The following is a 20791-nucleotide window of genomic DNA, read 5'->3' as shown; positions in this document are numbered from 1 at the left end:
GACCCCGATGAAGCCGTTTGGCACGCCTTATTCCGACCATGCCCTGCGCGTGCTGCTGCTGGGTTCCGGCGAGCTCGGCAAGGAGGTGGCGATCGAGTTGCAACGCTACGCCGTGGAGGTGATCGCCGTGGATCGCTATGCCCACGCGCCGGCCATGCAGGTGGCGCACCGCAGCCATGTGATTGACATGCTCGACGGACAAGCCCTGCGCGCGCTGATCGAGCAGGAGAAGCCCGATCTGGTGGTGCCGGAGATCGAAGCCATCCACACGCCCACGCTCATCGAGCTGGAGAAGGAAGGCCTGCGCGTGATTCCCACCGCGCGTGCCGCATGGCTCACCATGGATCGCGAAGGCATTCGCCGTCTCGCCGCCGAAGAGCTGCAACTGCCGACATCGCGCTATCGCTTCTGCGAGACCGAAGCCGAGTACCGCGACGCGGTGGCCGCCATTGGCCTGCCGTTCGTGATCAAGCCGGTGATGAGCTCTTCCGGCAAGGGCCAGAGCGTGGTGCGCCAAGAGACCGAACTACAGGCCGCATGGGATTACGCCCAGTCCGGCGGCCGTGCCGGCAAGGGACGCGTGATTGTCGAAGGCTTCGTGGATTTCGATTATGAAATCACCCTGCTGACGGTGCGTCACAAGGATGGCGTGAGCTTCTGCGCGCCCATCGGTCATCGCCAGGAAGATGGCGACTATCGCGAATCCTGGCAGCCGCAGCCGATGAGCGATGCAGCCCTGGTCGAGGCACAGCGTCAAGCTGCTGCCATCACCGGTGCATTGGGTGGCTGGGGCGTGTTTGGCGTGGAGTTCTTCGTCAAGGGCGACGCGGTGATTTTCTCCGAGGTCAGCCCGCGCCCGCACGATACCGGCCTGGTCACGCTGATGTCGCAGGACCTTTCCGAGTTTGCGCTGCATGCGCGCGCCATTCTTGGCTTGCCCATTCCCGCCATTCGCCAGTGGGGTCCGTCTGCTTCGTGCGCGGTGCTGGTGGAAGGCGAGGGCGCCGCGCCGCGTTACTTCAACGTGGCCGAAGCACTGGCGCAGCCCGATACGCAGTTGCGCATCTTCGGCAAGCCGACCGTCAAGGGGCGCCGTCGGATGGCCGTGACGCTGGCGCGCGATGAGAGCATCGAGGCCGCCAAGGCCAAGGCCATTCACGCCGCAAAGGCTTTGCGCGTGGAACTGTGAGTTTCGCCTCCCGCGCTCGACCAGTGCGCGGGAGAACCATGAAGGCAAACGGAGTACGCGATGGAATCGTCGGGCTTTGCGCATTGGCTGGTCGTGTTGGTGGAAACCTTCGCCGCCCTGTTTCTGGTGTTGTTGGCGTTGTTGGTCGTGGTGATCCTGGTGGTGTGGTTGGTGGATCGCAACCAGACCAGCAATTCGGTGTTGCGTAACTTTCCGGTTATCGGTCATTTCCGCTACTGGTTTCTGCACCTTGGCGAGTTCTTTCGGCAGTACCTGTACTCCAGTGATCGCGAAGAACTGCCATTCAATCGCGCGCAGCGCATGTGGGTGTATCGCGCCGCCAAGAACGTGGATAACACCAACGCGTTCGGGTCCACCCGCGATTTGCGCGCCGAAGGCGTGCCGTTCTTCGTCAACGCGCCCTTTCCCGCGCTGGGCGAAAAGCATGTGGAGCCGCGGCCGGTCACGCTGGGGCCGTATTCGCGTGAGCCGTATAGCCACAGCGCGTTCTTCAATATTTCCGCGATGAGTTTTGGTGCGTTGTCGGCGCCTGCGGTGCGTGCGCTCTCGTTCGGCGCGGCCAAGGCCGGCATCTGGATGGACACCGGTGAAGGTGGCCTTGCGCCGTATCACCTGGAAGGCGGTTGCGACATCATCTTCGAGATCGGTACCGCCAAGTACGGCGTGCGCACCGCCGACGGCAAGCTCGACGACGACAAGTTGCTGGCCATCTGCGCGCATAAGCAGGTGAAGATGGTGAGTATCAAGCTTGGTCAGGGTGCCAAGCCCGGCATGGGCGGCCTGCTGCCGGCGGCCAAGGTGACGCCGGAGATCGCGGCGATTCGCGGCATTCCGGTGGGAGAGGATTCGCAGAGCCCCAATCGACATCTCGATATCGGCAATGTGACGCAGCTGATGGATGCGATTCAGCACATCCGCGAACTCACCGGCAAGCCCACGGGCTTCAAGGCGGTGTTCGGCGGTGTGGATTGGATCGGCGAGCTGTGCGACGAGGTGCTCAAGCGCGGCATCGAAAGCGCGCCGGATTTCATCATCGTGGACGGCTCCGAAGGCGGCACCGGCGCCGCACCGCAAACCCTGATGGAAGGCGTAGGCCTGCCGTTGCACGAGGCGCTCCCCGCACTGGTGGACATGCTCATCGTCAAGGGCCTGCGCGAACGCATCAAGGTGATTTGCTCGGGCAAGTGCATCACGGCCTACGACGTGGCATGGGCGCTTTCGATGGGCGCGGACTTCGTCAATTCGGCACGTGGTTTCATGCTGGCGCTGGGATGCATCCAGTCGTTGCAATGCAATCGCAATACCTGCCCCACCGGCATCACCACGCAAAACGCCAAGCTTCAGCGTGGTCTGGTGGTAGCCGACAAGAGCGAGCGCGTGGCTCACTACGCCACCAATGTGATGCATGAAGTTGGCATCATCGCGCACAGCTGCGGCGTGGAAGAGCCGCGCCAGCTCAATCGTTCGCACTGTCGCGTCATGGGTGACGACGGCATTTCGATCCCGCTGGTGAAATTGCATCCCTATCCGGTGGTTCCGCGCGCGACAGCGACGCCAACGACGCACTAAGTTGATCTTGGTCACCCGCCCATCACGCGATGGGCGGCATCTTCGTCGGGTCATGTTTTGTCTTGCCTTCGGCGCGGCATGTACGCGCTTGAAAGCGCTTTCCTTGACCTGATGGGAGATCGTTTCATGCTACCCAAGACGATGAAGGCCGCCGTCGCGCATCGCTTCGGCGAACCTTTGCGCATCGAGCAAGTCCCCGTGCCGACGCCGGCACGTGGCGAGGTGCTGGTAAAGATCGTTTGTACCGGTGTCTGTCACACCGACGTGCACGCGGTGGATGGCGATTGGCCGGTAAAGCCTCAACCGCCTTTCATTCCTGGCCATGAAGGCGTGGGTGTGGTGGCGGCCCTGGGCGAGGGCGTGGACAACCTCAAACTGGGTGATCCGGTGGGCATTGCCTGGTTGCACGATGCCTGCGGCCATTGCGAGTACTGCATCACCGGTTGGGAAACCTTGTGCGAGACCCAGCACGACAGCGGTTACAGCGTGAACGGTAGTTTCGCCGAGTACGCCATCGGCAATGCGGCCTACGTGGCGCGTCTCCCCCACGATGTCGATTTCGCCGCGATGGCGCCGATCCTATGTGCGGGTGTGACCACGTACAAAGGCATCCGGGAAACGGAGGCGCGGCCTGGTGAATGGCTGGTGGTCTCGGGCATTGGCGGTCTGGGTCATTTGGCCGTCCAATACGGAACCGCGATGGGTTTGCGGGTGGTGGCGGTGGATGTGGCCGAAGAGAAGCTGGCATTGGCTCGTCAGCTTGGCGCGGCGGCCACGGTGGATGCGCGCCAACCCAATGCGGTGGAGCAGGTACTGGACGCTACCGGCGGCGGTGCTCACGGTGTGTTGGTGACGGCCGTGTCGCCCCCGGCGTTTTCGCAGGCGCTGCGTTTTACGCGTCGACGCGGCACGATGAGCCTGGTGGGACTGCCCCCCGGCGATTTCGCCACGCCGATCTTCGATGTGGTACTCAAGCGCCTCACCATTCGGGGTTCTATCGTGGGTACCCGCAAGGACCTGGCGGAAGCGGTGGACTTTGCGGCTGCCGGCAAGGTGGTCGCCACCATCGAGCGCCGCCAACTGGAGGATGTGAACAGCGTGCTCGATGGGCTGCGCCAAGGACATATCCAGGGGCGCGTGGTGTTGGATATCGCTAGCGCTTAAGCGCGCTGCTGAACTCGTGCGCTCCAGGGCATAAGGGAGCGTCGTAGTGCTTGTGCTGCGATGGCAGCACAGGCGCTCACTCCTCGGGCATGGTGACCCAGCCCTCGCTGGTGCGTATCTGCAGCGGCCGGAAGCGTCGCTTGTAGTCCATCTTCGGATGACCGGCGATCCAGAACCCCAGGTAGACCCATGGCAGGCCGCGGCGTTGCGCCAGCGCCACCTGCTGCAGGATGGCGTAGGTGCCCAGACTGCGCGCGGCTTCGTCCGGGTCGTAAAAGGTGTACACCGCCGACAAGCCCTGCAGGCACACATCCGTCACGGCCACGGCCAGCAGGCGCGTGTCCTTGCGGATTTCCAGGAACAGCGTGGGGCTCCAGGGAGCGGTGAGAAAGCGTCGGAAGTCGCTGGCGTCCGCTTCGTCCATGCCGCCGCCGGGGTGTCGCTGGCGCAGGTAGCGCTCGTACAGTGCGTGGCGTTCGGCGTTGTAGCCGGCCATGGATTCCACCACCTGCAGGTCGGCGTTGGACTTCAGGCAGCGGCGTTGCGTGCGATCCGGCGTGAAGTTCGCCACGTCAACGCGGCAGGGCGTGCAGGCCCGACACTGGGTGCAGTAGGGGTAGTACAGATGACCGCCGGCACGACGAAAGCCACGCTCCAGCGCCGGCCCATACAACTGGTCCAGCTGAGGGGCTGCCGGGTCGATCACCAGGTTCTGTGCGGTGCGCTCAGCAAAATAGCCGCAGGTGTGCGGCAGGGTCTGGAAGAGGCGGACGCGGTCAGAGCGCATGGGATGATTCTATGTCCGCTTTGGCCTGGCGTGTGAATAGGTTCGAACCTACATGCTGTGTAAGGTTGGTCGCCGCAATGGCCTGGGCCTAGATGACGCCCATATAGCGCAGCATCAGCACCACAAAGGCACCCGCCACCGCCAGCATCACGATGCGGCGTACCCGGCTGGCCGTGCTCTGGCGCCGCGTGTCGGGCGTGGGGTTGCGGGCCAGGGCCAGTTCCTCGGCGTGCCGGATCACCGGTTCGATGCCCAGCTCTTTCAACAGGGTGCGAGCGCGGGTGTAGTCGTCGGCCTTGCTCACCCATACCTGGGGCCAGTTGTCCCGGGCCTCGCTCCGCTGCGAGTAGCTAAATCGTTGATAGCTAGGCCGATTCCAGTTGGATCGGTTTTCCACCGAGCACTCGATGCCGTGCTCGTTGAGCAGGGCGACGACACGGTCGATGTTTTCCGGACGGGGCGAGGTGTAGAGCTGGCGCATGGGAAAGCCTGTGTTCGGCGTCGGAGCGAATCGATCCGGCGGGACGGCCCGGCGGCCCAGGGGCCGCAGCAGGCTAGAAGCGAAATTTTACTATGCCGTGCCGTCTCAACCGCGCAGACGAATCAGGCCTTCCTGGGCGGTGGAGGCCACCAGGCGTCCGTCACGGGTGAAGATCTGGCCGCGCGCCAGGCCGCGCGCTCCCTGGGCCGTGGGGCTATCGAAGGAATACAGCAGCCATTCGTCGACCCGGAACGGGCGATGGAACCACAGCGCGTGATCCAGGCTCGCCATCTGCACATTGTGTGTGTAGTACGAGATGCCGTGGGGCAGGGTGGCCGTGCCGATCAGGTTGAAGTCCGAGGCATAGGCCAGCAGCGAGCGGTGCAGCGCCGGGGAGTCCTCCACCGGGGCGGTGAGGCGGAACCAGATGTGCTGGATCGGCGGGCGCTTTACCGGATGCAGCTTGTCCTGCGGCCACACATGGCGGAACTCGAACGGCGCGTCCACACCCAGCCACCGCTGGAGCTTCTCCGGCAGCTTGGCCAGCCGCTCGGGCGGCAGCGGGTTCATCGGCTCGATGTCCTCTGGCTTGGGTACCTCGGGCATGGAGGATTGGTGTTCGAACCCGGGTTCCGGCACCTGGAAGGAAATGGAGCCATTGAGGATCGGCTGGCCGTGCTGGATCGCCACCACCCGGCGCGAGGAGAACGTGCCGCCGTCGCGGGTGCGCTCCACGCTGTAGACGATGGGCGCGTTGATGTCGCCGGCCCGCAGGAAATACGCGTGCAGCGAATGCGCCTCGCGCGCGTCGTCCACGGTGCGCTGGGCCGCGGACAAGGCCTGCCCCAGCACCTGGCCGCCAAACACGAAATGCGTGCCGATGTCGCGGCTCTGGCCACGGAACAGGTTGTCCTCCAGGCGCTCGAGTTCGAGCAGGTCGACCAGTTCGCGGACGTTGGTTTCCGTCATGGGGCGGGGCTCAGCGGGTGGGTTGGCCGGCGATTATAGCGGGACCGCCCCCGGGTGCCGCCCGCAGCCCTGGTCGGATCGGGCCGGAGCGGCGATGCAGTACTCAAGGGCGGCTGGTGGCCGTTCGGTCCAGCCCGCTACCCTCGAGCACCTGCGCCCAGGGAAATAGCGGGCCCGGATCGAGCTTGCGCGGTACGTCCAGCGACGGGTCGTCGGTGGCGGGCAGCCGGGCGGTATCCAGATCCTCGTGGCCGGCGATCAGCTGCAACTGCGGAAATTCCTGGCGCAGTTGCGCCAGCAGGGCCCGCAGCGCGGCGATCTGGGCGGCGGTATAGGGCTCGGTCATGGTCTGGCGCTTGGAATTCCACCAGTCCGGGTAACGCCCCAAGTTCACCAACTCGATGCCGATGGAGTTGGCGTTGTGGCCGCGCACATGGTTGGCCACCCGGGTGCCGGGCACGTAGCGGTAGATGCTGCCATCCCGGTCGATGTAATAGTGGCCGCTGGCGCCGGCGCCGCTCTCGTACAGCACCCGCTCCCCGTATTCGCGGGCGGTGGCCAGGTCGGGCAGCTCGGTGCAATGGATAACGACCAGCTCCACGGCGCTGGCCGGGCGCTCGGGCAGCAGGTCGACGTAGGGCAGCGGCTGGTCGTGGATGGTGATCGGCATCGGGCCAGTCTCGCATGCGTTCGGGGTCGGGCGGAACGCCGCCTGTTACGATGCGCGGCCTAACAGACGTCGTTTTGGAGACCGCGATGCGCGGCCAGATCATTCTTTCGCACGGCTCGGACTCCGGTCCGGACGCCACCAAGGTCAGCGTGCTGGCCGCCTTCGCCGAATCGCTGGGTTGGCAGACGCAGCGCCCCGATTATCGCGAGGACGACCACCGGGGCCACGTTGGCTCGGTGGATCCGCGCCTCGAGCGCCTGCTCGGCACCATCGATGCGGCAGGTGCGCCGCCGGTGCTGGTCGGCTCCAGCATGGGGTCGTTCGTGTCGGGCCTCGCTTCGCTGCAGCGCCCGGTGGCGGGCCTGTTCCTGCTGGCGACGCCCAGCGCGATCCCTGGCTATCGTCAGGCGTTCGATCTGAGCGAGGGGGTGCCGTCGCTGCTGTACCACGGCTGGCGTGACGACATCTGCCCGGTGGATGGGGTGATTGCCTTCGCCGGTCGCCGCCGCCTGCCGTTGATCGTGGTGGACGACGATCATCGCCTGAGCGATAGCCTGGATCGCATCGTCGATCAGTTCGGCCTGTTCCTGGCCCAGTGGGCACACGCATGAGCGCCTTTTTCGCGACATGCCCCAAGGGCCTGGAATATCTGCTGCGCGACGAACTGGTCGCGCTGGGTGCGCAAGAGGTGCGCGAGTCGCTGGCCGGCGTGCATTTCGCCGGCTCGCTGGAAACCGCCTATCGCGCCTGCCTGTGGTCGCGCCTGGCCAGTCGCATACTGATGCCGCTGGCCGAGTTCGATGCATCCACCGATGACGCGCTCTATAACGGGGTGCAGGCCATCGACTGGTCCCGCCACCTGGGGGCGCGCGCCACCCTGGCCGTGGACGCCAATGCCGCGCTGAGCAAGCTCACGCACACCCAGTTCATCGCCCAGCGCGTCAAGGACGCCGTGGTGGATCAGTTCCGCCAACGCGACGGTTCGCGCCCGGATGTGGACCCCGACGAACCCGATGTGCGCATCAACCTGCGCCTGCGTCGTGACCGCGCCACGCTCTCGCTCGATCTGGCCGGCGCGCCCCTGCACCGTCGTGGCTGGCGTGAGCTGCAAGGCGAGGCACCCCTGAAGGAAAACCTCGCCGCCGCCATGCTGCTGCGCGCGCGCTGGCCGGAAATCTACGCCGAAGGCGGCGCACTGCTCGATCCCATGTGCGGCTCGGGCACCTTGCTGATCGAAGGCGCCTGGATGGCCGCGGACGTCGCGCCGGGACTGCACCGCGAGTACTACGGTTTCCTGGGCTGGGCGCAGCATGACATTGCCATGTGGCGCAGCCTGCTGGAAGAAGCGCGCCAGCGCGCCGAAACCGGTCTGCGCGCCTTGCGCAGCTGCTTCTTCGGCAGCGACGCCGACCCGCGCATGGTGCAGACCGCCAAGCGCAACGCGCAGGAAGCCGGCGTGGCCGGCTTCTTCACGCTGGACAAGCACGACGCCACGCATGTGTCGCCGCCGCCCGGCTATACACGCGGCCTGGTCATCACCAATCCGCCGTATGGCGAGCGCCTGGGTGACCGTGGCGACATGCCGCGCCTCTATCGCAGTATTGGCGAAACCCTGCGTGAGCGCTTCGCCGGCTGGCGCGCCGCCGTGCTGGCGGGCGATGCGGAACTGGGGCAGGCCATTCCGCTGCGCGCCGAAAAGAAATACGCGCTGTACAACGGCGCCCTGGAAACCCAGCTGCTGATTTTTGAACTGCACGCGCGCAGCGAGACGCCGCGTGAGGTCAAGCCGCTCTCCGAAGGCGCGCAGATGCTGCGCAATCGCCTGGAAAAGAATCTGCGCCACCTGCGCAAACGACTGGACCGCGAAGGCATCCATTGCTGGCGCGCCTACGATCAGGACCTGCCTGAATACGCCGCCGCCATCGACGTCTACACCACCGTTGCCGGCGTGCCGTGGCTGCACATCCAGGAGTACCGCGCACCGGCGGATATTCCGGCCGAAACGGCGCGACACCGTCTGCGCGAGATCGTGCGCGTGGCCGGGGAAGTGCTGGGCGTGCCGCGTGAACGCATTGCGCTGAAAACCCGCGAGCGTGGCAAGGGCGGCTCCAAGTACGGCCAGTTCGACCAGCGCGGCGAGTTCATCGAAGTGGACGAGGGCGGCCTGACCTTTCAGGTCAATCTCACCGACTACCTGGACACCGGCCTGTTCCTTGACCACCGCCTGGTGCGTGCCAAACTGCGCGAGCTGGCCAAGGGGCGACGCTTCCTGAACCTGTTTGCCTATACCGCCACCGCCAGCGTCTATGCCGCCGCCGGCGGTGCGCGCGACACCACCAGCGTGGATCTGTCTGCCACCTATCTGGAGTGGGCCTCGCGAAACCTGGCGCTGAACGGTTTCACCGGCGCCAAGCACCGGCTGGTACAGGCCGATGCGGTGAGCTTCCTCAAGCAGGAGCGCGACCGCTACAGCCTGATCTACGTCGACCCTCCGACCTTTTCCAACTCCAAGCGCGCGGAGGATTTCGACGTGCAGCGCGACCACGTGGCGCTGTTGCTGTCCTGTGCCGACCGCCTGGCGCCTGGTGGCGTGCTGGTGTTTTCGAACAATTTCAGGCGCTTCAAACTGGATCGCGAAGCGCTGAATGAGCGGTTCAGGATCGAGGAGTGGACCGTGCCCAGCATCCCGTTCGATTTCACCCGTCGTTCGGACATCCATGGGTGCTGGTTGCTGCATTCGCTCGAGCCCGATCCCTCGCAGGAGGCGCCATGGAGCGGCAGTGTGAACCATGTCCGCCATCAGCGTCGTCGCTAAGCGGTTTCATGCGTTCTACTCAGTGCGGATTCAGCGCGAAAGTCACAGCATTGAACCCGGCAAAGAGCGATGGGGGACACCTACCCACCCGCCATCGGAATCAAGCCTCCTTTGGGAGACAATCGTATGAATAAGTCGAAGCTTTCCACCGTCAAGCGCGTTGCACTGGCCGCTGTCATGCTCGTCGGCTGCGCCGCCGTTGCTCCCGCTTTCGCCGGTAGCCACGTGAGCCTGAACGTTGGCATCGGTCTGCCGGCGGTTGGCGTTGGCTACTACGCTCCGGCACCGGTCGTTTACGCCCCGCCTCCGCCGCCGGTGTACTACGCCCCGGCCCCCGTGGTGTATGGTCCGCCGGCTCCGGTGTATTACGGCCCCGCCGTGGGCGCCACCGTCGTGGTGGGTCGTCCGGGCTATTACCGTCATGGCGGCTACTACTACCGCGACGGCTATCGTCACTACGGCCACTAAGCCGCGACGCCGGCTAATCGGTATGTGGTTGTTGAGAAGCCCGGCCTTGGCCGGGCTTCTTGTTTTACGCCATACGGCATTACGGCTGCATGCCGTGCCGGGTGGCCCTGGCGCTCAGTTGCTCGAACTGCGCCTTGTCGATCTTGGTGATTGATTGCACGCCGCACGGCGGTTGATCGCGCGAGGAAACGGTTTCGCCCGCCTCGCCGCACAAGGCACCCATGCCTACGGCCATGTTCGAGCGATTCGCGCGAAAGCGCAGACTTTGCCCAATGCCCAGTTGCGGACACTGCGCCTGCAGCTTCACTTGATAATGATCGGGTCCGGTACGCGCGATCACGGTCTGCGCATCTACCACGTACCACTCATTGATGCGGTCGGGACGTAGGCACTCGCTGACCGGGCGCAGCGGGGTATAGGCGGGCGTCTGGTCGGCGGCCATCGCTGGCGCTGTGCTGAGGCTCAGCGCGCCGATCAGCAAGACGGAAGTCATGGATTTCATACGGTCACCTCACGGTAAGTAGGGACACCCTTTGAGAAACGCGCAGGCGGCCGTGCCGCGTACAGCCTTGTAAAGCTGCCGCCATCGCCGCATCACGCAATGTGAACGGGCGCTCCGGCAAGGTGCGCGCATGTTTGGACCCGATACGCTCGTTGTGAAGCATATACACGATAGTGAACTTGCCCGTTGCGCCTCCGCCAAACGCCGGGGGCGGCCGTGACCCTGGCGCCATCGGCCCTGCAAGCCGAGGCCCTGTTGCTGCGCTTCCGCCATGTTCGCGCTCGCAGCGTGGCGTTGTGCGAGCCATTGAGCCCCGAAGACATGATGGTGCAGTCGATGCCGGACGCCAGTCCAGCCAAGTGGCATCTCGCGCACACCACATGGTTCTTCGAGCAGTTCTTGCTGGCGCGCGACAGTGATTACCGTCCGCCGCATCCGGAATGGCATTACCTTTTCAACTCCTACTACCAATCGGTCGGGCCGATGCATGCACGGCCACGTCGCGGTGTGTTGTCGCGACCCAGCGTGCAACAGATCCTGGCGTACCGCGAGCACGTCGACGATGCGGTGATGGAGTGCCTGCAAGGCGACATCAGCGGTGCCGCGCTGGCGGTGATCGAACTGGGCCTGCAGCACGAGCAACAGCATCAGGAATTGCTGCTGACCGATATCAAACACGCATTCTCGGTCAACCCGCTGCATCCAGCGTATGTCTCGCGCCTGGCGCCGCCAGCAGCGGCGACGGCACCGGCATTGACGTTTATCGAGGGTGTGGCAGGTGTGGTGGCCATCGGCCACGAAAGTGAGGGGTTTTCGTTCGATAACGAAACGCCTCGCCATCCGGTATTGCTGCCGCCGCATGCGCTGGCGAATCGGCTGGTCACCAACGCTGAGTTCGCCGCTTTTGTGCATGACGGCGGCTACCGCGAGCCGTCGCTGTGGCTTTCCGACGGCTGGGACACGGTGTGCCGCGAGCAATGGACACGGCCGCTGTATTGGCAGGCGGATCTGGCCAGTGAGTTCACGCTGGCCGGCGTGCAGTCGATCGACCCGCACGCACCCGTAAGCCATGTCAGTTATTACGAAGCCGATGCGTTCGCTCGCTGGGCTGGCGCCCGCCTGCCCACCGAAGCGGAGTGGGAGAGCGCCGCAGCTTCATTGCCGGTGCGTGGCAACCTGCTCGATGACCAGCTTTTCCATCCTCGCGCCGCGACGGCCGACGAGGGGTTGCTGCAGATGTTCGGCGATGTGTGGGAATGGACCGCCTCGCCCTATGTCAGCTATCCGGGGTTCCGCCCGCTGGCCGGCGCCCTGGGCGAATACAACGGCAAATTCATGTGCGGTCAGTGGGTACTGCGTGGCGGTTCGTGTGCCACGCCGCGCGAACACCTGCGTGTGAGCTACCGGAATTTCTTTCCTCCCCATGCGCGCTGGCAGTTCATGGGGATTCGACTGGGGCAAGATCGATGAATGTACAAGCCTTCGACCTCCGGGACGACGATCGTCGTCCGCCTGTCGACGACCTCATCGGCGTCGTGCAGCGTGGCCTGCGGGCACGCCCCAAAAAATTGCCGTCGTGGCTGTTTTACGACGAGCGTGGATCGCAGCTGTTCGAAGCCATTTGCGAGCAGCCGGAGTATTACCTCACCCGCAGCGAAATCGCCCTGATGGAGTTGCATGCCGGTGAGATGGCCGCTGTGCTGGGCGAGGATGTGCGCCTGGTGGAATACGGCAGCGGGCACGCCATCAAGACGCGCATGCTGCTCGAACACCTGAGCGCTCCCGTGGCGTATGTGCCGGTGGAAATTTCGACCGAGCCGCTGCGCGCCTGCGTACAGGCCATGGGCGAGCGCTTTCCCGGCCTTCCGGTGCAACCGTTGTCCGGCGACTTTACGCGCGCGCTGCGATTGCCGATTCCACCCCGTGCGCCGCGGCGTACCGTGTTGTATTTCCCCGGTTCCACCATTGGTAATTTCGAGGCGCGCGATGCGGCCGCTTTGCTGCGAAAGATGCGCAATGAGATGGGCGACAACGGGGGCATCCTGATCGGTGCGGACCTCAAGAAGGATACGGCGACTATCGAGGCTGCCTACAACGATCGGGCAGGTGTCACGGCCGAGTTCACCTTGAACATGCTGGTTCGGCTTAATCGCGAAATCGGCAGCAACTTCGATCTATCCGCTTTCCGCCACCGTGCGCACTACAACACCATGGCCGGCCGTATCGAAACTTTCCTTGTCAGCACGCGCGCACAGAAGGTTCGCGTGGGCCGCCAGCAGGTGACTTTCGGCGCGGATGAAGCCATGCAGGTGGAATACAGCTGCAAGTACTCTCCCGCCGACTTCGCCGCATTGGCCGCGCGCGCGGGTCTGGAAGTGACGCACACCTGGACCGATCCTGCGTCGATGTTCGCCGTGTACTACCTGGTGCGCGCGGGCGTCGGTGCGCCGGAGGCGAGCGCATCGTCGTGATGAGATGAGTCTGCTGTTCTGGGCATACCCTGGTCAGCACGTCCTGCAAGGCACGCGTGGCGTGCGTTGCAGGACGGCAGTGCGAAGGCGGCGCCATCGACCATTCGCCCCTCTCGTGGGCTATGGGCTGAAGACCAACACCAGGAACACGGCGAACATCGACAGGTGTACCGCGCCTTCGAGCATGGTGGTACGCCATCCGGAGAAGGTGTTGCTGCTCAGGATCAGGGTGGAGGCAAGCAGCACGATGCTGGCGGAGGGAAGCCCCAGCACCACGGGCTTGCCGGTGAACAAGCCGATCGCCAGCACGGCGGGCACGGTAAGGCCCACGGTGGAGGCCGCGCCGCCCAGGCACAGGTTGATGGCGCGGGTCAGTTGGTCGCGCCGTATCGCGATCAGCGCGGAAACGCCTTCCGGCGTAAACACCAGCATGGCGATGATGATGCCGCCCAGTGACGGCGGGGCGCCGGTGGCGGCAATGCCGTAGTCGAGCACCTTGGCCAGACTCTTGGACAGGATGACGATGGGCAGGATGTTCACCAGCAGCAACACCAGGTGCATCGCCATCTCACCCTTGCGCGGTTTGCGCGGCGGCGGCGGAAGTTCCTCCGGTACGTTGGCGTCGGTGTCCGAGCGGGGCGCCACGAAGTAGCCCTTGTGGCGACCGGTCTGTAGCCACAGGAACATGCCGTACATGGCCATGGTGAGGATGGAGAAGCTCACTGCCTGCACCGGTGTGAGCGTGCCATCCGGCGTGGACGCGGTGAAGCTGGGCAGCACCAGCGCAATGGTCGCCAAGGGAATGATCACGGCGAGATACGCCGTGGCGCCGTGCAGGTTGAAGGCTTGTTCGTGATGGCGCATGCCACCGATCAACAGGCCAATGCCCACCACGCCATTGAGCACGATCATCAGTACCGCGAACATGGTGTCGCGCGCCAGCGTCGCCGTATCGCCCGCGCCGAGCATCACGGCCGAAATCAGCACCACTTCGATGACGACAATGGAAAGCGTGAGTACCAGCGTGCCCACGGGTTCACCGAGCAGGCCAGCCAGTTCCTCAGCCTCGTGCACCACGCCAAACGATACCCAAACGATCACAAAGAACAGCCACGCGAACAGCGACAGGCCGATTTCGTGGCGGCTGAGGTGGGCCATCCAATCGGAGCCGAACACCAGGAACAAGGCAACGGTGGTCCAGGCTATCGCCGGGCGTATCAGCATCTTCGGGGTAAACATCGGCAGATCGAGGGCTGCACTGGATGGATCGTGGGCCATGGCTATTCCGGCTCGGTAGTGGCGTTCAAAGGAGTGGGCAAGCAAGAAGCGTCCAGCATGTGGCGAGCAAAGCTCGCCCATCGTTCGCCTTGTCAGGCTGTTTTACCTTGCCGTTCGTGGCGTCGTCAGTCAGTGATCTCCACGCTTTTCACCCGGCGTGCGGCCAGTCGAGCAGCCGCGCGCGAAAGCTCCTCCGCTTTCGCGGATAGCCTCCCCAGGGCCAGTTCGTCGTCGGGCAACCTGTTCGCCCCCTCGATCGTGTGTCGACGATGGTACGTCAACGGAGGGATGTTGGCGTCCGCGGGCGCGTCATGCGCCCGCGGAATGGGCGGGAGATCAGGCGGGGCGACGGGCACCCAGTTGGATCAGTACTTCCTGGGCGGTGCGAATGCGTTCGCTGGCGCCGGGAAGCTCCAGGACCACCTTGAGCTTGTCCTGGCCGTCGAGCTTGTATACGCGGGGCTGGCTCTGGATCAGACGGATGATCGCCATCGGGTCTACTTCGGGCTTGTCGCGGAAGGTGATGCGCCCGCCGTTGGCACCGAAGTCCAACTTGCGGATGCCCAGCGGCGTGGCCATCAGCTTGAGCGTGGCTACCGCAAAAAGTTGTTTGGCCGGATCGGGCAGCAGGCCGAAGCGGTCGATCATCTCCACTTGCAGGTCGCGCAGGTGTTCATCATTGCGGGCGCTGGCAATGCGCTTGTAGAGCGTCAGGCGCGTGTGCACATCGGGCAGGTAATCGTCGGGAATCAGCGCGGGCAGATGCAGCTCCACTTCCGTCTCGTGCTCGCTGCTAAGATCGAAGTCGGGCACCTTGCCGGACTTGAGCGCGCGCACCGCGCGTTCCAGCAGTTCGGTGTAGAGGCCAAAACCGATCTCCTGGATCTGGCCGGATTGCTCATCACCCAGCAGTTCGCCCGCGCCACGTATTTCCAGGTCGTGGGTGGCAAGGGTGAAGCCCGCGCCCAGTTCCTCCAGCGAGGCGAGCGCTTCCAGGCGCTTCTCGGCATCGGCCGTCATGGCCTTGCGATCGGGCACCACCAGGTAGGCATAGGCGCGATGGTGCGAACGCCCCACACGACCGCGCAGCTGGTGCAACTGGGCCAGGCCAAAGCGATCGGCGCGGTTGATGATGATGGTGTTGGCGGTGGGAATATCGATGCCGGTTTCGATAATGGTGGTGCACACCAGTACGTTGAAGCGCTGGCGATGGAAATCGGCCATCACGCGTTCCAGCTCGCGCTCGGGCATCTGGCCGTGGGCGATGCCGATGCGTGCCTCGGGGATCAGCTCTTCCAGCTCGCGTGCGGCGCGCTCGATGGTGTCCACTTCGTTGTGCAGGAAATACACCTGGCCGCCGCGCGCCAGCTCGCGTTGGAACGCTTCGCGGATCAGCGCGGGCTCCCAGGCCGAGATAAAGGTGCGTACCGCCATGCGATGCGCCGGCGGCGTGGCGATCAGCGACAGGTCGCGCAGGCCGTTCATCGCCATGTTGAGCGTGCGCGGAATCGGCGTGGCCGTCATGGTGAGCAGATCCACCTCGGCGCGCAGTTTCTTCAGCTGTTCCTTCTGGCGCACGCCAAAGCGCTGCTCTTCGTCCACCACCACCAGGCCCAGGTTCTTGAACTTGATCTCGGGCGCGAGCAGCTTGTGCGTGCCCACGATCACGTCGATCTGACCGTCGGCCAGGCGCTTGAGCGCCTCGTTCACTTCCTTGGTGGACTTGAAGCGCGAGAGCACATCGACGCGCACCGGCCAGTCGGCGAAGCGGTCGGAGAAATTTCGATAGTGCTGTTGGGCCAGCAGGGTGGTGGGCACCAGCACGGCGACCTGCTTGCCGGCGGTGGCGGCGGCGAAGGCCGCGCGCAGCGCGACCTCGGTCTTGCCGAAACCCACGTCGCCGCAGATCACGCGATCCATCGCGCGCGGGGCGGCGAGGTCGCCGAGCACGGCGTCGATGGCTTGGAGCTGATCGGGCGTTTCCTCGAACGGGAAGCTCGCGCCGAACTCTTCCACCAACTGGCGATCGATCGACATGGACTCGCCGCCACGTGCCTCGCGTTGCGCATAGATGCCGAGCAGTTCGGCGGCGACGTCGCGTACTTTCTCGGCGGCCTTGCGGCGCGCGCGTTCCCACGCGTCGCCGCCCAGCGAATGCAGCGGCGCCAGTTCCGGCGCGGTGCCGGTGTAGCGGCTCACCAGGCCCAGCTGTGCCACCGGCACGTAGAGCTTGTCGCCCTTGGCGTATTCGATGGTGAGGAACTCGCCCTCCATGCCGCCCAGTTCCATCGAAACCAGGCCCTGGTAGCGACCCACGCCGTGATCGACGTGCACGATGGGCGCACCGATGGTGAGTTCGGTGAGGTCGCGGATGATGCTGTCGGGATCGCGCGCGGCGCCGCGACGGCGCTTGCGTTCGCTGCGCACGCGCTCGCCGAAAAGTTCGCGCTCGGTAAGTACCGTCAACGCCGGCTCGGTGAGCGCAAAGCCTTGTTCGAGGCTGGCCATGGTGATGGCCAGGCGCAGCGTGCTGTTGCCGGCGGCAAAGGCCTGCCAGCCTTCCACGGCGTCGGGCTTGAGGCCGGCGCTGGCGAGCTGCTCGATCAATGCCTCGCGGCGTCCGGCCGAATCAGCTGCGATCAGCACACGGCCAGGATAGTTGGTGAGGAAGTGGCGCAGCGAGGTGCCGGGCTCCTCGCCCTTACGGTTGAGCGGCAGCTCCGGCGCCGGCTGGGTGCCACTGGGCAGCGCGTGCTCGTGGCCGTTTTCCACCAGTTCCACGCGCAGGCGCTTGTTGAGCTGCTCGCGCAGCAGTTCGGGCGCCAGGTACAGCTCGGCGGGCGGCAGCACCGGTCGCTCGATGTCGTGCGCGCGTTGGTTGTAGCGCTCGCTGGTCTGCGTCCAGAATTGTTCGGCGGCATCGAGTGCGTTCTCGCCAAGCAGGAATACCGCGCTGTCGGCCAGGTAGTCGAACAGCGTAGCGGTCTGCTCGAAGAACATGGGCAGGTAGTACTCGATGCCGCCCGGTGTCACGCCCTCTTTCATGTCCTGATAGAGCGGGCAACGGCGCACGTCGATGGGGAAGCGCTCGCGCAGATGCGTGCGGAAATCCTTGGCCGCGCCTTCGGTGAGCGGAAACTCGCGCGCGGGCAGCAGCCGAATGTCTTCCACCTGTTGCTGGGAGCGCTGGGATTCCGGGTCGAAGCTGCGAATGGACTCCACTTCGTCGTCGAACAGCTCGATGCGGAACGGTTCCGCCGCGCCCATTGGGAAGATATCGATCAGCGCGCCACGCACGGCGAAGTCGCCCGGCTCGGCCACCTGCGGCACATTGCGATAACCGGCCGCTTCCAGGCGGCGCTGCTCGCTGGCCAGGTCCATCTTCTGGCCCTTCTTCACCACCAGGCCCGCGCCCGTGATGTGGCTGCGCGGGGCAATGCGTTGCATCAAGGTGGCAATGGGTACCACCAGCACGCCGCGCTGGGTGTCGGGCAACTGGTACAGGGTGGCGATGCGCTGGGAGACGATGTCCGGGTGGGGACTGAACACGTCGTAGGGCAGCGTTTCCCAATCCGGGAAGTGCAGTACCGGCAGATTGCCTGCGAATACCCGCAGTTCGTCCTCCAGCGCGTGCGCGCGCTGGGTGTCACGGGTGACGGCGACCAGCAGGCCCGGATGCGAGCGCGCGGCTTCGGCGACCAGCAGGGCGCGCGAGGAGCCCTGCGGCGACGTCCAGAAGCGGCGCTGCTTGGGCGTGGTGGGCAGGGGAGGGTGCGGAATCGTATTGGCCATGCATACGCCAGGTTCAAGGGCGCCGCCAGCAAGCCGCGCCAGGAAAGCGGGCAAGTGTAACGCGACCGCCCCGGCGTGCCGGGGCGGTGCTTCACATCAAGGAGATCGGACCGCGTTCAGAGCTGCAGGGAGATCAGCGTGGTGCCCGGTTCGTCCGGGGTAAGGCGACGGACGAAGCCCAGGTCCTTGCACAGGTGCAGCATGGGGCGGTTCTCCAGCAGCACGTAGCCCCAGATCTCGCTCAGGCCGCGGCGACGGCAGTCGTCCACCAGGCGCTGCATCAGCAGGGCGCCCAGGCCCTGGCGGGCCCAGTCACGCTCCACCAGTACCGAGAATTCGGCGCTGTTGGCCGCCACATCCACGTAGATGCGGCCCACGCCACGGAGCTCGGCCGGCTTGACCGTTTCATCCATCAGTACAAAGGCGGTTTCCACCGCCGGATCGATGCGCGCGAGGCGCTGCGCCATCGGGTCGGGCAATTCGGACATGGCGTGCAGGAAGCGCCGACGAATGTCCTCCGGCGACAGCCGGCCGAACTGGCGCTTCAGTGCCGCCACGTCGCCGGGCTCGATATGGCGCAGGCACAGTTCCCGCCCATCATTCGTATGCACGCGCTCGCCCTTCGGCGCCGGAAGCAGCGGCGGGCGGGCGTAACGTTCACGGCTGCGCGGCGGCGGCGTCGCGTGCCGGGGATGGGTGAGGTCGATGGCGGGAGTCATGCCCATACTTTACCGTACTGTGTGCACTGCAACATGAATAAAAAGCCTCATAGGGCAAGCTCTTGGGTGGCGCTATGTCGCACCGCATTGCCCCGCGACAGGCGCTGGGCCCGGCCGGCGCCCTTGCGCCACAATGGCTATCGGGTACGCCAGTACGTGGATGGAGGGTGAAGGTCATGGCAGCGACCAAAAGAGGCATCACGCCGGACCAATTGGAAGCCCTGTGCGGCCATTGGCCGGGTGTCACGCGGGACATCAAATGGGGCGAAGACCTGGTCTTCAGCGTCGGCGGCAAGATGTTCGTGGTGATGCCGGTGCACGGCGGTCGGCTCTCCTTCAAGGTACACGACGAGCGCTTTCTGGAACTGAGCGACCAGCCAGGTATGATCGCCGCCCCCTATCTCGCGCGGGCCCGCTGGGTCTCCGTAGTAGAACCGCAGCGCTTCGCCACCGCCGAATTGGCCGAGCTGATTCGCACCGCCTACGGCCTGGTCCGCGCGAAACTCACCAAGAAGATGCAGGCCGAGCTGGGCGCTTGGTCGCAGGAGCCGTAACGTGAAGCAGTACATTGGAAGCATCGCCCTGGTGGTGGCCGATTACGACGAAGCCATCGCCTGGTACACGTCGGTACTGGGCTTCCAATTGCTGGAAGACACCGATATGGGTGGCGGCAAGCGCTGGGTCGTCGTACAGCCCCCTGGCGCGACCGAAACGCGCCTGCTGCTTGCCAAGGCCACCACCGAGGCGCAGCGCGCGCATATCGGCGACCAGACTGGCGGGCGCGTGTTCCTGCTGCTGCACACCGACGATTTCAGGCGTGACTACCAGCGCATGCTTGCCGCTGGCGCGGTGTTCTGCGAGGAACCGCGTGACGAGGCCTACGGCACGGTGGTGGTGTTTCAGGATCTGTACGGCAACAAGTGGGATCTGCTGCAGCTCAAGAATCCTTGAGGCGGATCAGTCCGTTACGTCCGGCTCGAAGAAACTCCAGCGGATATCGGTGAACTGGGCCTTCATGGCACGCTCCACGTCATTGATGCCCCGGATCAGCGTGCCCTGGTCGGGTGCGGGCGCCATGCGCGCCTTTACCGCCACCATTACGTCGGGGCCCATCTGCAAGGTGATGAGGTTGAGCACTACGTCCACTTCCGGGCGTGCGTTGATGAAGGCGATGATCTGTTCGCGCCGCTTGGGCTCCACGCCCTGGCCGATCAGCAGGTCCTTCACTTCCTTGGCTACCGCGATGGCCACCACCACCAGCAGCACGCCGATGACGATGGTGCCCACGGCATCATAGAGATGATTGCCGGTGAGCATGGTGGCGATCACCGCCACCAGCGCAATCGCCAGGCCAAGCAAGGCGGCCAGATCCTCGCCGAAGATCACCAGCAGTTCGCTCGAACGCGTTTCGTGGAACCAGCGCCACAGGCTGCGTCCCTCGCGGGCCTTGTTCACTTCTTGCAGGCAGCCGTGCATCGAGAACGATTCGGCGACCACGCCAAAGCCCAGCACGCCAATCGCCAGCCACGGCCACTTGAGTGGCTCGGGATGGCTGAGCTTGTGTACGCCTTCATAGATGGAAAACATGCCGCCCACGCTGAACAGCAGCATGGCCACCAGAAACGACCAGAAATACATCGCGCGGCCCCAGCCGAGGGGGTATTCGTCCGACGCGGGGCGATCGGCCTGGCGCATGCCGAACAGCAAGAGCCCCTGATTGCCGCAATCGGCCAGCGAGTGCACCGCCTCGGCGAGCATGGCGCCCGATCCGGTCAACAGCGCGGCGACCAGCTTGCTGGCAAAAATAGCGAAGTTCGCACCCAGCGCGAGCAGGATCGCCCTGAGCGAATTGGCGTTTGCGGCCATCGTGCCTTCCCATGCAACGAAGGCCGCAGT

19 protein-coding genes are annotated in these 20791 nt (G+C 64.9%); 10 read left to right on the top strand and 9 right to left on the bottom strand.

Going from position 1 to position 20791, the window contains the following annotated elements:
• Positions 1-7: 7 nt before the first annotated feature.
• The 3 genes from purT to adhP all read left to right on the top strand — a co-directional run bounded on the left by purT (position 8) and on the right by adhP (position 3943).
• Positions 8-1189 (top strand): formate-dependent phosphoribosylglycinamide formyltransferase, encoded by a 1182-nt coding sequence (gene purT / locus JHD67_RS03595; protein WP_199097381.1) that lies wholly within the window; start codon positions 8-10, stop codon positions 1187-1189.
• 60 nt (positions 1190-1249) lie between these two features.
• Positions 1250-2779, top strand: coding sequence for an FMN-binding glutamate synthase family protein (locus JHD67_RS03590; RefSeq protein WP_199097379.1), 1530 nt, complete (start codon positions 1250-1252; stop codon positions 2777-2779).
• 126 nt (positions 2780-2905) lie between these two features.
• The gene (adhP, locus tag JHD67_RS03585) at positions 2906-3943 is read left to right on the top strand and encodes an alcohol dehydrogenase AdhP (RefSeq protein ID WP_199097377.1); all 1038 of its coding nucleotides are present in this window, start codon (positions 2906-2908) and stop codon (positions 3941-3943) included.
• A 76-nt stretch (positions 3944-4019) separates the two neighbouring features.
• Here adhP and JHD67_RS03580 read toward each other — a convergent pair whose 3' ends face one another.
• From JHD67_RS03580 to JHD67_RS03565, 4 genes are all read right to left on the bottom strand, one after another.
• The gene (locus tag JHD67_RS03580; protein WP_199097375.1) at positions 4020-4730 is read right to left on the bottom strand and encodes an arginyltransferase; all 711 of its coding nucleotides are present in this window, start codon (positions 4728-4730) and stop codon (positions 4020-4022) included.
• An 88-nt stretch (positions 4731-4818) separates the two neighbouring features.
• Positions 4819-5211 carry a DUF2007 domain-containing protein gene (locus JHD67_RS03575; protein WP_199097373.1) on the bottom strand — a complete coding sequence of 131 codons (393 nt, stop codon included), beginning with the start codon at positions 5209-5211 and terminating at the stop codon, positions 4819-4821.
• Positions 5212-5316: 105 nt separating this feature from the next.
• Positions 5317-6180, bottom strand: a complete 864-nt coding sequence (gene tesB, locus JHD67_RS03570) for an acyl-CoA thioesterase II (RefSeq protein ID WP_199097371.1) — start codon at positions 6178-6180, stop codon at positions 5317-5319.
• A 103-nt stretch (positions 6181-6283) separates the two neighbouring features.
• On the bottom strand, positions 6284-6850 hold the full coding sequence (locus JHD67_RS03565; RefSeq protein ID WP_199097369.1) for an N-acetylmuramoyl-L-alanine amidase: 567 nt from the start codon (positions 6848-6850) through the stop codon (positions 6284-6286).
• An 86-nt stretch (positions 6851-6936) separates the two neighbouring features.
• Here JHD67_RS03565 and JHD67_RS03560 point away from each other — a divergent pair, with 86 nt between their 5' ends.
• The 3 genes from JHD67_RS03560 (at position 6937) to JHD67_RS03550 (ending at position 10133) form a co-directional block, all read left to right on the top strand.
• The gene (locus JHD67_RS03560; protein WP_199097367.1) at positions 6937-7461 is read left to right on the top strand and encodes an alpha/beta hydrolase; all 525 of its coding nucleotides are present in this window, start codon (positions 6937-6939) and stop codon (positions 7459-7461) included.
• Complete coding sequence (rlmKL, locus tag JHD67_RS03555) at positions 7458-9665, top strand: bifunctional 23S rRNA (guanine(2069)-N(7))-methyltransferase RlmK/23S rRNA (guanine(2445)-N(2))-methyltransferase RlmL (RefSeq protein WP_199097365.1); 2208 nt, start codon at positions 7458-7460, stop codon at positions 9663-9665. Before JHD67_RS03560 ends, rlmKL begins: the two co-directional genes overlap by 4 nt.
• 126 nt (positions 9666-9791) lie before the next feature.
• A complete protein-coding gene (locus tag JHD67_RS03550; protein ID WP_199097363.1) occupies positions 9792-10133 on the top strand; it encodes a hypothetical protein in 342 nt (113 codons plus the stop codon).
• Between the two features lie 79 nt (positions 10134-10212).
• On the opposite strand, the gene JHD67_RS03545 is transcribed toward JHD67_RS03550, so the two are convergent.
• Positions 10213-10626: a DUF6491 family protein gene (locus tag JHD67_RS03545; protein ID WP_233171609.1), complete on the bottom strand. Its 414-nt coding sequence runs from the start codon at positions 10624-10626 to the stop codon at positions 10213-10215.
• 231 nt (positions 10627-10857) lie between these two features.
• Between JHD67_RS03545 and egtB the strand changes: the two genes are divergently transcribed.
• The gene (gene egtB / locus JHD67_RS03540) at positions 10858-12105 is read left to right on the top strand and encodes an ergothioneine biosynthesis protein EgtB (protein WP_233171614.1); all 1248 of its coding nucleotides are present in this window, start codon (positions 10858-10860) and stop codon (positions 12103-12105) included.
• The gene (gene egtD, locus JHD67_RS03535) at positions 12102-13106 is read left to right on the top strand and encodes an L-histidine N(alpha)-methyltransferase (RefSeq protein WP_199097359.1); all 1005 of its coding nucleotides are present in this window, start codon (positions 12102-12104) and stop codon (positions 13104-13106) included. The genes egtB and egtD overlap by 4 nt, the downstream gene beginning before the upstream one ends.
• A gap of 120 nt (positions 13107-13226) precedes the next feature.
• Here egtD and JHD67_RS03530 read toward each other — a convergent pair whose 3' ends face one another.
• The 3 genes from JHD67_RS03530 to JHD67_RS03520 all read right to left on the bottom strand — a co-directional run bounded on the left by JHD67_RS03530 (position 13227) and on the right by JHD67_RS03520 (position 18895).
• The gene (locus JHD67_RS03530) at positions 13227-14384 is read right to left on the bottom strand and encodes a calcium:proton antiporter (RefSeq protein ID WP_199097357.1); all 1158 of its coding nucleotides are present in this window, start codon (positions 14382-14384) and stop codon (positions 13227-13229) included.
• A 336-nt stretch (positions 14385-14720) separates the two neighbouring features.
• The gene (gene mfd, locus JHD67_RS03525) at positions 14721-18176 is read right to left on the bottom strand and encodes a transcription-repair coupling factor (RefSeq protein ID WP_199097355.1); all 3456 of its coding nucleotides are present in this window, start codon (positions 18174-18176) and stop codon (positions 14721-14723) included.
• Between the two features lie 116 nt (positions 18177-18292).
• Entirely contained in the window at positions 18293-18895 is a 603-nt protein-coding gene (locus tag JHD67_RS03520; protein ID WP_199097353.1) for a GNAT family N-acetyltransferase, read from the bottom strand.
• 74 nt (positions 18896-18969) lie between these two features.
• Between JHD67_RS03520 and JHD67_RS03515 the strand changes: the two genes are divergently transcribed.
• Entirely contained in the window at positions 18970-19449 is a 480-nt protein-coding gene (locus JHD67_RS03515; protein WP_233171608.1) for an MmcQ/YjbR family DNA-binding protein, read from the top strand.
• A 1-nt stretch (position 19450) separates the two neighbouring features.
• Positions 19451-19846, top strand: coding sequence for a VOC family protein (locus JHD67_RS03510; protein ID WP_199097351.1), 396 nt, complete (start codon positions 19451-19453; stop codon positions 19844-19846).
• A gap of 6 nt (positions 19847-19852) precedes the next feature.
• On the opposite strand, the gene JHD67_RS03505 is transcribed toward JHD67_RS03510, so the two are convergent.
• Positions 19853-20761 (bottom strand): cation diffusion facilitator family transporter, encoded by a 909-nt coding sequence (locus tag JHD67_RS03505; RefSeq protein WP_199097350.1) that lies wholly within the window; start codon positions 20759-20761, stop codon positions 19853-19855.
• Between the last annotated feature and the right edge of the window lie 30 nt (positions 20762-20791).

The organism is Dyella sp. ASV21, from assembly GCF_016428975.1.
GTDB lineage: Bacteria > Pseudomonadota > Gammaproteobacteria > Xanthomonadales > Rhodanobacteraceae > Dyella.
This window is presented reverse-complemented; position numbering and strand designations above follow the sequence as displayed.